The sequence below is a fragment of the Microbacterium sp. MMO-113 genome (assembly GCF_037148555.1).
Classification (GTDB): Bacteria; Actinomycetota; Actinomycetes; order Actinomycetales; family Microbacteriaceae; genus Microbacterium.
Map to the genome: position 1 here is coordinate 517,778 of NZ_JBBCTD010000001.1, position 13,792 is coordinate 531,569.

The 13,792-nt window shown below is 70.7% G+C and carries 12 protein-coding genes; 9 read left to right on the forward strand and 3 right to left on the reverse strand.

Going from position 1 to position 13,792, the window contains the following annotated elements; genetic code table 11:
- Positions 1 to 100: 100 nt before the first annotated feature.
- Entirely contained in the window at positions 101 to 1,225 is a 1,125-nt protein-coding gene (locus tag WFJ36_RS02405) for an AI-2E family transporter (protein ID WP_336642569.1), read from the reverse strand.
- A 181-nt stretch (positions 1,226 to 1,406) separates the two neighbouring features.
- On the opposite strand from WFJ36_RS02405, the gene WFJ36_RS02410 reads away from it, so the two are divergent.
- Positions 1,407 to 3,860, forward strand: coding sequence for a LuxR C-terminal-related transcriptional regulator (locus tag WFJ36_RS02410; protein ID WP_336642570.1), 2,454 nt, complete (start codon positions 1,407 to 1,409; stop codon positions 3,858 to 3,860).
- Positions 3,861 to 3,873: 13 nt separating this feature from the next.
- Here the strand turns inward: WFJ36_RS02410 and WFJ36_RS02415 are convergent, their stop codons facing one another.
- Entirely contained in the window at positions 3,874 to 4,290 is a 417-nt protein-coding gene (locus WFJ36_RS02415) for a DUF6325 family protein (protein WP_071328341.1), read from the reverse strand.
- Between the two features lie 153 nt (positions 4,291 to 4,443).
- Between WFJ36_RS02415 and WFJ36_RS02420 the strand changes: the two genes are divergently transcribed.
- The 5 genes from WFJ36_RS02420 to WFJ36_RS02440 all read left to right on the forward strand — a co-directional run bounded on the left by WFJ36_RS02420 (position 4,444) and on the right by WFJ36_RS02440 (position 9,923).
- Entirely contained in the window at positions 4,444 to 4,878 is a 435-nt protein-coding gene (locus WFJ36_RS02420) for a DUF6325 family protein (RefSeq protein WP_071328735.1), read from the forward strand.
- A 1-nt stretch (position 4,879) separates the two neighbouring features.
- On the forward strand, positions 4,880 to 5,230 hold the full coding sequence (locus tag WFJ36_RS02425) for an SHOCT domain-containing protein (RefSeq protein WP_071328342.1): 351 nt from the start codon (positions 4,880 to 4,882) through the stop codon (positions 5,228 to 5,230).
- A 28-nt stretch (positions 5,231 to 5,258) separates the two neighbouring features.
- Positions 5,259 to 6,581, forward strand: coding sequence for a hypothetical protein (locus WFJ36_RS02430; protein ID WP_336642571.1), 1,323 nt, complete (start codon positions 5,259 to 5,261; stop codon positions 6,579 to 6,581).
- An 80-nt stretch (positions 6,582 to 6,661) separates the two neighbouring features.
- Positions 6,662 to 8,995 carry an arylsulfatase gene (locus WFJ36_RS02435; protein ID WP_336642572.1) on the forward strand — a complete coding sequence of 778 codons (2,334 nt, stop codon included), beginning with the start codon at positions 6,662 to 6,664 and terminating at the stop codon, positions 8,993 to 8,995.
- Positions 8,996 to 9,038: 43 nt separating this feature from the next.
- Positions 9,039 to 9,923 carry a formylglycine-generating enzyme family protein gene (locus WFJ36_RS02440; RefSeq protein WP_396654718.1) on the forward strand — a complete coding sequence of 295 codons (885 nt, stop codon included), beginning with the start codon at positions 9,039 to 9,041 and terminating at the stop codon, positions 9,921 to 9,923.
- A 15-nt stretch (positions 9,924 to 9,938) separates the two neighbouring features.
- Here the strand turns inward: WFJ36_RS02440 and WFJ36_RS02445 are convergent, their stop codons facing one another.
- A complete protein-coding gene (locus tag WFJ36_RS02445) occupies positions 9,939 to 10,871 on the reverse strand; it encodes an HAD family hydrolase (RefSeq protein ID WP_336642573.1) in 933 nt (310 codons plus the stop codon).
- A 157-nt stretch (positions 10,872 to 11,028) separates the two neighbouring features.
- On the opposite strand from WFJ36_RS02445, the gene WFJ36_RS02450 reads away from it, so the two are divergent.
- From WFJ36_RS02450 to WFJ36_RS02460, 3 genes are read left to right on the forward strand one after another with little or no spacing between them, the layout of a single operon-like run.
- Positions 11,029 to 11,238, forward strand: a complete 210-nt coding sequence (locus WFJ36_RS02450; RefSeq protein WP_336642961.1) for a heavy-metal-associated domain-containing protein — start codon at positions 11,029 to 11,031, stop codon at positions 11,236 to 11,238.
- A complete protein-coding gene (locus WFJ36_RS02455; protein WP_336642574.1) occupies positions 11,238 to 13,493 on the forward strand; it encodes a heavy metal translocating P-type ATPase in 2,256 nt (751 codons plus the stop codon). Before WFJ36_RS02450 ends, WFJ36_RS02455 begins: the two co-directional genes overlap by 1 nt.
- Positions 13,494 to 13,516: 23 nt before the next feature.
- On the forward strand, positions 13,517 to 13,777 hold the full coding sequence (locus WFJ36_RS02460; protein ID WP_071328346.1) for a YHS domain-containing protein: 261 nt from the start codon (positions 13,517 to 13,519) through the stop codon (positions 13,775 to 13,777).
- Positions 13,778 to 13,792 lie beyond the last annotated feature (15 nt).

Below are 13,792 nucleotides of genomic sequence, written 5' to 3' on the forward strand. Positions count from 1 at the left end.
GGTGTCCGGCTTCACGATGGCATCGTCGGACGGCGACGACCAGAGCGGCGGGCAACCTCGCCCTGGTGATTTCGCGGTGCGGTGCCGGCGGCGCGCGGCGTCAGCGTCGGCGGAAACGGCGTCGAGTCGGCGCCGCGGGCGCCGTCGGCGTCGGCGACGGCTCGGGGAGAGCGGTGCGGTCGCCGCTGACCCAGCGCACCCAGGTCGATCCCGGGTCGCCCTCCAGGACGAGCGCGCGTACGAGGAGGGTCAGCGGGATCGACAGGATGGCGCCGAGCGGCCCGATCACGAAGGTCCAGAAGATCACGGAGAAGAAGCTCAACGTGAGGCTCAGGTCGACCGCGTCGCTGACGAACTTGGGTTGGACGAGCACCTGGAGCACGACGTTCACCACGCAGTACACGGCGATGACGCCGAGGAGCAACGGCCAGCCGCCCACCACGAAGGCGAGGATCGCGGGCGGGATGAGACCGAGCACGAAGCCGATGTTCGGGATGAAGTTCGTCACGAAGGCGAGGATCGCCCAGACCACCGGGGCGGGGACGCCCATCCACCACAGCGCGAGGCCGTCGATGATCGCCACGACGGCGCCGAAGGCGGCGTTGACGACGTAGTACCGGCGAACCCCCGTCTGCAGATGGGCGATGCGCCGCAGGACCGGGCCGTGCGTCGTGCCGAAGAGCGCCGGCGCGGTCCGGTATCGGGCTGCGTCTGCTGCGAGGAAGATGATGTAGGCGCAGACGAAGAACAGGGCGGTGGCGACGCCGAGCACCGCGCTGCCCAGGCTCCCCGCCACACCGAGCAGGGTCTCGGGATCGAGGATCGAGGCGGCCGCATCCGCCGCCTCCTGATCCAGCCCGAGGGACTGCAGCCAGGCGACGACCTGATCGGCGGCGCGCACGAGGCCGTCCTGGGACGCCAGGTCGCCGACGAGTCGGGCGAACTGGGTGCCGGCAAGCCACAGCAGCGCCGCCATCGCCAGCAGGATCACGTAGGCGAGGACGATCACGGCCGTCGTCCCGATCCAGGCGGGTCGGCCAGGGCGCTGGAAGGGCCGACGGATCGGCTCGCAGATCACGACGATGACGATCGCGAGGGCCAGGGGGCCGAAGACCTCACGCGCCAGCGAGACGCCCGCGAGGACGATCGCGCTCGCCGCCAGGATCAGCAGGGTCCGCAGAGCAGGTGAGATCGCGGGGCCGGGAGGAGTCGAGAGCGGGGTCACGCCGCCAGCGTAGCCCCCGGCACTTTCATCCGGGTGATTGCGGGCTCACCCCCTGGAAGGGGGCGCGGACCCGTGGTTTCGTGTTGCCATGTCGCCTCCCGTACGTTCCACGAGGCCGGGACCGACGATGCGTTTCCGGCCACCCGCCCCGCCCATCGGCGTCCTCCCGCGGGAACGCGTGATGTCAGCGATCACGGCGGCGGTGGCCGCCGACGGGGTGACGGTCCTCAGCGCACCGAGCGGTTACGGCAAGACGACGGCCGCCACGGCCTGGGCTGCGACGCGCGACGACGTCGCCTGGCTCACGCTGAGCGCCTCGGACGACGATCCCGCGCTGCTGACGTCCGGGGTCATGAATGCGCTGGCCCTCGCCGCCGACCGCGCGGGCCGCACATTCGCCGTGCCCCGTGACGTCGAGGACCCGGTCCGCGCCTACCGGCAGATCTGCGCGGCGCTGCAGGATGCCGAGCATCCGGTGCACCTCATCGTCGACGATGCGCACCGCGCGGGCGAGGGCTGGCGCGAGGGGCTGCTCGGCCTGCTCGCCGACCAGCCTCCGGACGGTCTCCGTCTCGTCCTCGTCGGCACGACGCTGATCGAGGTCACCCTGTCCCGACACCGCCTCATGCACCCCGGATCGTTCGTCGGCGTCGACGTGCTCCGGTTCTCCACCGAGGAGATCCGCCGTCTGATGCTGTCCCTCCCCGGCGGACTCGACGCAACTGCGGTCCGAGAGGAGACCGGCGGGTGGCCCATCGCGGTCCGGCTCGTGCTCGTGGGCGGTGCCCTGCCGTCCACCGCCGGGTCGACGGCATCCTCCTTCCTCAGCGAGTACGTCCGCGAGCACGTGCTGGCTGCGCTGCCGCCGGGACTCGCCGACTTCGTGCTCGACGGCACCGTCTGCGCGGAGCTGACCCCGGAGACCGCGGCGGTGGTGACGGCGAGGGGGGACGCCGCCGAGCTCCTCGAGAGCTGCGTCCGACTCGGCCTGTTCCTCGACCGTTTCGACGGCCCGACCGGCCCGATCTATCGGTGGCATCCGGCGTTCGCCCGTCGGTGTGCCGACCTCGCGCGGACGGATGCCGACAGGTATGCCGCCGCGCACCGCCGCGCCGCCCGCGCTCTGGAGGGTACGGACCCGATCGCCGCCGTGACGCATGCGCGCCGCGCCGGGGACCCCGTCGGTGCCAGGGCCATCCTGCTCCGCCACTGGCTGGGGCTCGTGGTCGGCGCGTCGGCGGGGGACGTCGAGCGGACGGCGATCTCCCTCCTGCGGGACACGCCGGATGATCCACAGCTCCTCCTCGTGCGGGCCGGTGCCAGCGATATCCTCGGAGACCATCGCGTCGCCCGAGAGCTGTGTCGCCGAGCCGAGGCGCTCCTCGATCGGACGCCGGGCACGGGCGACCCGGCGGTCTTGGTCATCGTCCGCCTGCTGCTGGCGGAGTCCTCCGCCGAGACGGCCGTGTCTGGTCCCGAGATCCGCGCGCTCCTCCAGGCCGAGGACGACCGGATGTACGGCGGCCGGGTGGCCCTCAACCATCTGCTCGGATGGACAGCGCTGCGCAATCGGGAGGCGCCGGATCTCGCGATCGAGTACTTCTCCGCCGCGGCGCGGGAGGCGCGGGAAGCGGGAGACCGCGACCTCACCTCCCGCGCGCTCGGTCACCTGGCGTACGGCCTCGCCGCCTCGGGTCGGCTCTCGGAGGCTGCGACCGTCCTGGCCGAGGAGGAGAGCCTCGGAGACACCGTTCTTCCACGGAACACCTTCGCGAGCGGAAGCGCCGAGGCCGCCGCCGGATGGGTCGCCTACTGGTCCGGCGAGGCGGAGGAGGCGGTGCGGATCTTCGAGGCGGCACGCGAGGAGGCGGGTTCCGGGCGGGATCTCGCCGGCCATGCGCGCATGATGGGCGCCTATGCCGCCGCGCTCACGGGAGACCCCGCGATCTGTCGTCGGGCCGCCATCGGGGTGCAGGAGCTCCCCATCGACGTCGTGCAGGGGGTGGCATGGCCGGCGTTCCGCGAATCGTCGGTGGCGCTGCTCGAGGAGGCGGTGGGGCGGAGGGAGCGCGCGCTGCGCATCGCGAAGAAGTACGCGGGCGGCACCGACCTCCCGCTCGTGGGTGTGGCCCTGTCCGGCATCCTGCGTCGCGCCGAGGAGCATGCGGCGGCGCTGGAGATGCTCCGATCGTTGCGGGGCGCCTCCGAGCTGTCGTACGTCAAGGCCGCCACGCTCATCACCGCGGCGGTGCTGCGGCGCGGGACCGGACACCACGAGCAAGCTCATGACCTGTGCGAGGCCGCGCTCGCCCTGGCCTCGCAGGAGAACCTCGTCGTGCTCTTCGGCCCGCGGGAGGTCGCGGTACGGCGCCTGCTGCAGGCCCAGGTGCATCACGGCACGCAATTCGAGGAGTTCATCGAGAAGTGCCTCGCCGTCGACGCCGTGGGGTCAGTGACGGACCGGCTGTCGGAGCGAGAGCGCGACGTCTTCCATCAGATGCAGACCGCACGGACACTGCCGGAGATCGCCCAGGAGCTGCGCGTCTCGGTCAACACGGTGAAGACGCACCAACGTGCGATCTACCGGAAGCTCGGGGTCTCATCCCGCCGGGAGGCCGTGCACGCCATGGTCTGAGTCGGGAGGGATGTCAGGCCTGTGCACCGAGCGTCGCCACCAGGGCGGCGTTCGCGACCGCGGAGGGGATCGCCTGCGTCGCCAGGATACGATCGCCGCCGTCCTCGACCTCGCGGACGAAGCGCACGTCCCAGCGCTGTTCTACCAGGATCACCGCAGCGACCGCCCCCTGCGGCACCCAGGGGAGGAAGTATCCGACGTCGTCGAGGGAGATCAGGCCCGGCGCGTAGAGGGGCAGACCGGCGAGCGAGAAGTCGTCTCCGTCGACCTCCGTGATGCGGTGCCCCTCGGCGGCGTCGTGGCGCACGACGAGGAAGTCGAGCACGCGCAGCGTGCCGTCCTCGACCTGACGCAGCAGCGGTTCGAGGACGGGTGGTCCCGGGTGTGCGTTGCGGAGCTCGACCACGACGAACGCCACGTCTCCCAGCACCCGGCTCCTCATGGCCACCTCGATTCGCTCCGTCCTCCGATGGTGACAGCCGCGCGGAGAGGGAGTCCCGAATCCTCACCCGGAGCGGGTGAGGATTCGGCGAGCGGGCGACGATGGCGGTGCCATTCTGGACCGCGGATGAAGGGTGACGACATGAAGGAGTTCCGATTCGGACCCGTCGAGTTCTATCTCGTGGGCTTCGACGGTGATCGACCGGATCCGTCCACGTTCGGGGCGCTGACCGACCTGGTGTCGACGGGCGTGGTGCGCGTGCTGGACTTCGTGCTGGTGACGCGGACGGCGGACGGGGAGCTCGAGATCCTCGAACGGGAAGAGGCTGAGGAGCCCCTGACCCTCGACGGCCTCGAGCCGATCGTGTCCGGACTTGCGAGCGAGGACGACGTCCGCGCCTTGGCCGAGGTCGTGCCACCGGGGCGGTCGGCGGCGGTCGTGGTCCTGGAGCTCCTCTTCGCCCGGACCCTCGCCCAGGCTGTGGCCGAGGCGGGAGGCCAGGTGCTGCGCAGCGAGCGCGTTCCGGCTCCCGTCGTCAACGCGGTGATGGACATCCTCGAACAGGAAGGTGATTGACATGCCCTTGCGGAGATTCGGTCGGCCGGGGCTCATCGGTCTCGCCGCGCGGACCGCGGTGGTCGCGGGGACGGCGACCGCGGTGCAGGGAGCCGCGATGCGGCATCAGGAGCGCCGTGCGCAGAGCGAGTACGAGCAGCAGCAGTACGAGGCCGCCCAGCAACAGGCCCAGCTGGACGACGCGGCTCGGAACGCGGCTGCGCAGTATGCGCCGCCGCCGAGCCCGCCGGCCGCGCCTCCCGCACCGGCCGACGACCTGATCGCCCGGCTTCAGGAGCTCGGATCGCTGAAGGCCTCCGGCGTGCTGACTCAGGAGGAGTTCACCGCCGCGAAGCAGAAGCTGCTGAGCTGAGCGTCGCGACGATCGAGACCAGACGCCGATGAGCGAGATCGAAGACCTGCGGGAACGACTGCGCGCGCTGGAGCTGGAGAACGAGGCGCTCCGACGCCCTCGACGCCGGATCTCGGCCCGGAGCATCATCGCCGGGATCGTGCTCGTCGTCGCCGTGCTCCTGGCGCCGATCGCGGCGATGGGGACGTGGGCCCGACTGCAGCTCGTGGATGCGGACCGGTTCGTCGCGACCTTCGCTCCGCTGGCCGAGGACCCGGACGTGCAGGACTTCGTCGCCGACCAGGTGACGGCGGCGATCGACGAGCAGGTCGACCTGGATGCGGTGGTCGGCGAGCTCTTCGACGGCCTGCGTGCCCTCGACCTCCCGCCGCGTGCCACAGCCGCCCTCGGGTTGCTGGAAGCCCCGGCCGCGTCGGGGTTGTCGTCCCTGATCGACGGCGTCGTGCACGATGTGGTCTCGTCGCAGCAGTTCGCCGACATCTGGGCGGAGACGTTGCGCTTCACGCACGAGCGCGCCGTCGCGATCCTGCAGGACGAGCCCGGCACCGCGCTGGAACTCAGCGACGACGGCGTGCTCTCGGTGGACGTGGGCGCGGTCGTCGAAAGGGTCAAGGAGGCTCTGGCGGAGCGCGGGGCCGGGGTGGCCGACCTCATCCCGGTGATCGATCGCACCATCCCCGTGGTGCAGGCCGACGCGCTGGTGCTGGTCCGCACGGTCTACCAGATCGCAGTGACGGCGGGGTTCTGGCTGCCCTGGGTGGTCCTCGGCCTCGTCGTCCTCGGCGTGCTGCTCGCGGTGAACCGGCCGCGGGCGCTGTTCTGGACGAGTGCGGGTTTCGCCGTCGTCTTCTTCCTCCTCGCCGCCGGGATGGGCGTCGGGCGCGGGTTCTTCGTCAGCGCCGTCAGCCCGTCGATCATGACGGCCGCGGCGGCCGAATCGCTCTTCGATCAGCTCACCGCGCTCCACGGCTCCACGATCGTCGCGCTCGCTCTGGTCGGGGTGCTCATCGCGCTCTGGGCCTGGCTCGCCGGGTCGAGCCGCAGCGCCCTCACGGTGCGGCGCGTCACGGAGAGCGGGTTCGGGGCGCTGCGCGACGCGGCTGAGGCGCGCGGGATCTCGACCGGGCGGTTCGGGCGGGCGGTCGACCGCTATCGCGGTGCGATCCTCATCGCGGGGATGGCGATCGGGGTCCTGATCCTTCTGGCGACGCGTCCGGTCACCTTCGGGGCCGTCCTCGGCGTGGCGCTCGGCGTGCTCGTGCTGACGATCCTCGTCGAGCTGCTGCGGCGCCCAGGGCCCGCCACGGTCGTCGAGGACGCCGCCGACGCCGAGGTCACCCTGCCCGGGTGAAGACCCCTGTCGGGATGTAGGCCGGGTCCGGAGACTCGGATCGAGGCGCGCGCGGCCGCGCCCAGAGCGAAGGAGAGATGATGCCGGAATTCAATGCGGACTTCGCGGGCGAGATCAGGCTGGACGTCCGCGACTCCCGTCCCGACTGGTCGCCGTACGAGCTGCGGAAGGCGCCCGAGGGCGCTCCGAACGTCCTCGTGGTGCTCTACGACGACACCGGGCTCGCCTCCTGGTCGCCGTACGGCGGCCGGATCTCGATGCCGACCATGGACCGTCTCGCCGCTGGCGGCCTCACCTACACGCAGTGGCACACCACGGCGCTGTGCTCCCCGACGCGGTCCACCATGCTCACGGGACGAAATCATCACGTCAACCGCGCCGGCGTCATCATGGAGGGCACGAACGGCTTTCCCGGCTTCGCGGGACGGCTTCCCGCGGAGTGCGCGACGATCGGACAGGTGCTGCAGGAGAACGGGTACAGCACGTTCTGGCTCGGCAAGAACCACAACGTCCCGGAGGAGGACATCGCTCCGGGCGGCAGCCGCTCGATGTGGCCGCTGCAGCTCGGGTTCGACCGCTTCTACGGATTCCTCGGCGGCGAGACGAACAACTGGTACCCGGACCTCGTGGAGGACAATCACTTCATCGAGCAGCCGTACGGCCCGGAGGAGGGGTACCACCTGTCCAAGGACCTCGCCGATCAGGCGCTCGCGATGATCAGGAACCAGCAGGCGTCGAACCCCTCGAAGCCTTGGTACATGTGGTTCTGCCCGGGGGCGAACCACGCGCCGCACCACGCTCCGCAGGAATACATCGACAAGTACAAGGGCGCGTTCGACGACGGCTACGATGCCTACCGCGACTGGGTGCTCGCCCGCATGATCGAGAAGGGCGTGCTGCCGGAGGGCACGCGGATGACGCCGTTCAACCCGCTGCCGGAGGACGCCGCGAACCCCGCCGACCACGTGCGTCCGTGGGCGGAGCTGAACGACGACGAGCGGAGGCTCTTCGCCCGGATGGCCGAGGTCTTCGCCGGTTTCTCCGAGTACACGGACGCACAGGTCGGGCGGATCGTGGACTATCTGGAGGAGACAGGGCAGCTGGAGAACACGATCATCTTCTACTGCGCCGACAACGGCGCCTCCGGGGAGGGGTCGCCGGACGGCTCGGTGAACGAGAACAAGTTCTTCAACGGCTATCCCGACGACCTCGCCGAGAACCTCGCGATGATCGACACGCTCGGGTCCGCCGACACCTACAACCACTACCCGACGGGGTGGGCGGCGGCGTTCTCCACCCCCTTCCAGATGTTCAAGCGGTACTCCCAGTACTCCGGCGGCACCTGCGACCCGATGGTCGTGCACTGGCCGAAGGGCATCGCCGCGAAGGGGGAGCTGCGCCACCAGTACCACCACTCGGTGGACGTCGTCGCGACGGTGCTCGACGTGATCGGCATCGAGATGCCGGAGTCGTTCCGTGGGGTGCCGCAGCGACCGCTCGACGGCGTCTCGATGCGATCTTCCTTCGACGCCGCGCCGGACGGGCCGACGACGAAGACGGTCCAGTACTACTCCATGCTCGGGACGAGGGGCATCTGGAAGGACGGCTGGAAGGCCGCCGCCGTGCACGCGCCGCTGAGCGGCAAGGGTCACTTCGATGATGACGTCTGGGAGCTGTACCACGTGGCGGAGGACCGCTCCGAGTCGGACGACCTGGCCGCGACCCACCCGGAGAAGCTGCAGGAGCTCATCGCCGCGTGGTTCGCGGAGGCGGAGGCGAACTTCGCGCTTCCGCTCGACGACCGGTCGGCCCGCGAGATCCTCACGGTCCCCAGGCCTCAGGCGGAAGAGACCCGGGAACGGTACGTGTACTTCCCCGGCACCGCGGCGGTGCCGGAGAGCGTCGCGGTGAACATCCGCGGGCGCTCCTACAAGATCATCGCCGACGTGATCCTCGACGAGGGGGCGGAGGGCGTGCTGTTCGCCCACGGCTCTCGCTTCGGCGGGCACTCGCTGTTCCTCAAGGACAACAGACTCGTCTACGTGTACAACTTCCTCGGCATCCCGCCGGAGCAGTCGTTCTCCTCCGACGAACTCACCCCGGGCCCGCACACCCTCGGCGTGGAGTTCGTCCGCGAGGGAGCGGGGGAGCACGGCGAGTCCGTCGGCACGGCCACGCTGTACGTCGATGATCGCGCCGTGGCGTCGGGTCCGATGCGGGCGCAGGTCGGGAAGTTCACGCTGTGCGGCGACGGTCTCTGCGTGGGGTGGGACAGCGCCGACCCGGTGAGCGCCCAGTACCGCAACCCGTTCCCTTTCACCGGCGGCAAGCTGCTGGGCGTGGCGGTGGACGTGAGCACAGAGCAGTATCTCGATATGGAACTCGAGGCGGCGGCGATGCTGTCGCGTGAGTGATCGAACGGAGGGGGCCGAGGCCTAGCATGAGGTCATGACGGCGATGATCGAGATCCCCGGCGGAACGCTTCTCATGGGGTCGGACGAGTTCTACCCGGAGGAAGGACCAGTCCACGAGCGGCGCGTGGAGGCGTTCACGCTGGATCAGCATCCCGTGACGAACCGCCAGTACGCCGCGTTCGTCGAGGACACCGGGTACGTCACGATCGCCGAGCGGCCGATGGACCCCGCCGACTATCCCGGCGTGCATCCGGACGACCTCGTCCCCGGCGCCATGGTTTTCACACCGACCACCGGCCCCGTGGACCTGCGCGACTGGCGGCAGTGGTGGCGGTGGGAGCCGGGGGCGTCCTGGCGCCACCCGTTCGGGCAGGGGTCGTCGATCGACGACCGCCTCGACCATCCGGTCGTGCAGGTCGCGTATCCCGATGCCGCTGCCTACGCCGCGTGGGCCGGCAAGCGCCTGGCCACCGAGGCGGAGTGGGAATGGGCGGCGCGCGGTGGGCTCGTCGGTGCCCGCTTCGCCTGGGGTCAGGAGACGAAGCCGGACGGCACCCTCATGGCCGACACCTGGCAGGGTGCCTTCCCCTACCGGAACGACGGCGCAGACGGGTGGATCGGCACCGCTCCGGTCGCCTCGTTCCCCGCGAACGGCTACGGCCTGCACGACATGATCGGCAACGTCTGGGAGTGGACGGACGACTACTGGACGCATCGCCACGTGCCGCCGGGTGCGGCGGGTGTCGACGCCGGTCAGCGCGCGAGCCTGTTGTCGTCCGAGCCCGGGTCACCCATCCCTCGCCGCGTGCTCAAAGGCGGCTCGCACCTCTGCGCCCCCGAATACTGCCTCCGCTATCGCCCCGCGGCGCGGTCGGCCCAGGCGGAGGACACCGCCATGACCCACATCGGCTTCCGCTGCGCTCTCTGACCGGTGTTTTCCGCCTCAGACGGAGTCGGGGAACACGGACGCCCAGTCGTCCTTCACGCTGACCACGGTGTAGCCCCGGTCGGCTGCGGCGTCCAGGGCCCGCTCGGCTCCCGTGTCGTAGGGGGTGTCGTCGCGGCCGCCATCGTCGTGATGGATCAGCAGTGCGAGCCCGGGCCGCGGGCCGCCGTGCGCGAAGTCGAGCATCGGCATGTCGCCGTTGGAGTTGCCGGCCGCCAGCAGCGGGCGCCGGCCGATCCGACTCCAGATCCGCACCGGCTTCTCCGGTCCGTCGTCGAAGAACGCCAGGGCCGAGGAGTAGCGGATGCTGGCATCCTTCTCGTCGTAGGAGAGTCCGAGCGCCGAGCCGATCACCCGCTCGGGAGGGATGCCGTAGTTCGCCTGGGTCATCGGCCGCATGAAATCGCGCTCGCCGCCCGACACGATGTAGCACGTGAAGCCGTGGCTCTCCAGGTACCGCAGCAGCTCGACCATCGGGCGGTACACCGATTCGGCGTAGGGGCGGCCCAGGAGCGGGTGCTGGGCCGTGCGGTAGAACTCCGCCACGGAGCGGGCGTAGTCCTCCACGCTCACGCCGTCGGTCAGTCCCAGGAGCGCCTGGATGATGACTCCGAGGTCGGAGTCGTCGCCGGCGTAGTGCTTGTCGATCGCGGTGCCGAGCCAGGCGAGGTCACCGGTGACCGCTGCTCGGTAGGGCTGCCGGTCGGCCAGGGACGGGTCGCGTGTCGCCTCTTCGCGCCAGCGCTCCACCACGTAATGCAGCTGGGTGGGCATGGGCTTCTCCGACCAGAGAGTGCCGTCGTTGTCGAACACCGCGATGCGTTCGTCGACGGGGACGGCGTCGGTGCCCTCCGTCACGGCGGCGACGAACGCCTCGATCGTGCGCCGCGTGCCGGTGTCCCGCCAGGAAGACAGAGGTGAGGAGTCCATGACCGCGATCTTCACAGGCCCGGCGACGGATGCCGAGCGTCCCTCACCCGGAGAAGACGAGTCCCGCTGCGGTCCGGGCGTGCGGGAATACCCTCGGAGGGTATAGAGTTGTGCCGAAGGAGTACCCCAGGGGGGTATCCCGAGGAAAGGAAGCATGATGAGCACGAGCGAGTACCAGGTCACCGGAATGACCTGCGGCCACTGCGAGATGGCGATCCGCGACGAGGTGTCGCGCATCCCCGGTGTCGAGGGTATCGATGTCAGCGCGCAGAGCGGGAGACTCGTGGTGCGCAGCTCCGCCCCCGTCGACGACAGGGCCGTGCTGGCCGCCGTGGACGAGGCGGGCTACCAGGCGGTCCGGTCCTGATGGACACCCCGTCCGCGACCAGCGTGGAGCTGGAGATCGGCGGCATGACCTGCGCGTCGTGCGCGATGCGGATCGAGAAGAAGCTCAACCGTCTCGAGGGCGTCACCGCGACCGTGAACTACGCCACCGAGAAGGCGACGGTCACGGCGCCGGAAGGCGTGGACACCGCCGTGCTCATCGCCGAGGTCGAGAAGACCGGCTACACCGCCGTCGTTCCCGCGCCTCCCTCGCCGAAGGGTGCGCAGCCCGACGGAGAGCAGCCGGATCCTGAGCTCACGGCGTTGCGTCACCGGTTGATCGCGTCCGTCGTGCTCACCGTCCCGGTCATCGCGATGGCGATGATCCCGGCGCTCCAGTTCACGTACTGGCAGTGGCTGTCGCTCGCGCTCGCGGGCCCCGTGATCGTGTGGGCGGCGTGGCCGTTCCACAAGGCGGCGTGGATCAACCTCCGGCACGGTGCGGCCACGATGGACACGCTCATCTCCATGGGCACGATCGCCGCCCTGCTGTGGTCGTTGTACGCGCTCTTCTTCGGCACCGCCGGGATGCCCGGCATGACACACCCGTTCGAGCTCACCGTCGCGCCCAGCGACGGCGCCGGGAACATCTACCTCGAGGTCGGGGCGGGGGTGACCACGTTCATCCTCGCCGGGCGCTACTTCGAGAAGCGCTCGAAGCGGCAGGCCGGTGCGGCGCTCCGGGCGCTGCTGGAGCTCGGCGCGAAGGAGGTCGCCGTGCTCCGGCAGGGCGTCGAGACCCGGATCCCGACGAGCGAACTGCGGGTCGGGGACGCATTCGTCGTGCGCCCGGGGGAGAAGATCGCCACCGACGGCGTGGTGGTCAGCGGCACGTCCGCGGTCGACGCCTCGATGCTGACCGGCGAGTCGGTGCCCGTGGAGGTCGGTGCCGGCGATGCCGTCACCGGAGCCACGGTGAACGCCGGGGGACGCCTGGTGGTGCGTGCGACCCGCATCGGCGCAGACACCCAGCTCGCCCAGATGGCGCGGCTCGTGGAGGAGGCGCAGACCGGGAAGGCCGAGGTGCAGCGCCTCGCGGACCGTATCTCCGGGATCTTCGTGCCGATCGTGATCGTGATCGCCCTCGGCACGCTGGGAGTGTGGCTGGGGGCCGGGTTCCCGGCGTCCGCCGCCTTCACTGCCGCGGTCGCGGTGCTCATCATCGCCTGCCCCTGCGCGCTGGGGCTGGCCACGCCGACCGCCTTGCTCGTCGGCACGGGTCGCGGTGCCCAGATGGGCATCCTCATCAAGGGCCCTGAGGTGCTCGAGTCGACTCGGAAGGTCGACACGATCCTGCTCGACAAGACGGGGACCGTCACCGCCGGCCGCATGACGCTGACGGCGGTGCACACCGACGACGGCGTGGAGGGCGAGGAGCTGCTGCGGCTCGCCGGTGCCCTCGAGGACGCCTCCGAGCACCCCATCGCGCAGGCCGTGGCGGCCGCGGCCACCCGGGAGCTCGGTGCCCTGCCGAGCGTCGAGGAGTTCGCGAACGTCGAGGGCAGGGGCGTCCACGGCATCGTGGACGGCCACGCCGTCGTCGTGGGACGCGCCTCGTTGCTCGCCGACTGGTCGCAGCACTTGTCCGCGGGGCTGGCTGCGGCCAAGGCCGAGGCGGAGGCCCAGGGCAAGACCGCGATCGCGGTGGGCTGGGACGGTCGTGCCCGCGGGGTGCTCGTCGTCGCCGATGCGGTCAAGACCACGAGCGCGGAGGCGGTGGCGCAGCTCCGGGCGCTGGGACTGACGCCTGTCCTGCTCACCGGCGACAACCGCGCAGTGGCAGAGCAGATCGCCCGCGAGGTGGGCATCGCCGAGGTGATCGCCGAGGTGCTGCCCCAGGACAAGGTGGACGTGGTGCGCCGGCTCCAGGACGAAGGCAAGGTCGTCGCGATGGTGGGAGACGGCGTGAACGACGCCGCGGCCCTCGCCCAGGCCGACCTGGGGATGGCGATGGGGACCGGGACAGACGCGGCGATCGAGGCGAGCGACATCACCCTCGTCCGCGGCGATCTGCGCAGTGCGGCGGACGCGATCCGCCTGGCCCGGCGCACGCTCGGCACGATCAAGGGCAACCTGTTCTGGGCCTTCGCCTATAACGTCGCAGCGATCCCGCTGGCGGCACTCGGCCTGCTCAACCCCATGCTCGCCGGTGCGGCGATGGCGTTCTCCAGCGTCTTCGTCGTCGGCAACAGCCTCCGCCTGCGGTCCTTCCGCAGCAGGGCGGTGGACACCCCGTGAACGAGAGACAGAGGAGTACCGACATGTCCGATTCCCCCGCAGGATCCTGCTGCAGCGTTCCGCGCCAGAGCGGCGTCTCCGCCGAAGGGCGCACCGACCTGCTCGCCGCGCCGGCCGAGGGCATGGCCGAATGCCCGGTGATGGCCGGCACACCGGTGGTGATCGCCACGGCCGAGGCCGCGGGGCTGTACCGCGACCACGAGGGCACGCGCTACTACTTCTGCTGCGCGGGCTGCGGGCCGGCGTTCGACGCCGATCCCGCGAAGTACACCAGGGCGGCCTGAGCCCCCACCCGTGCG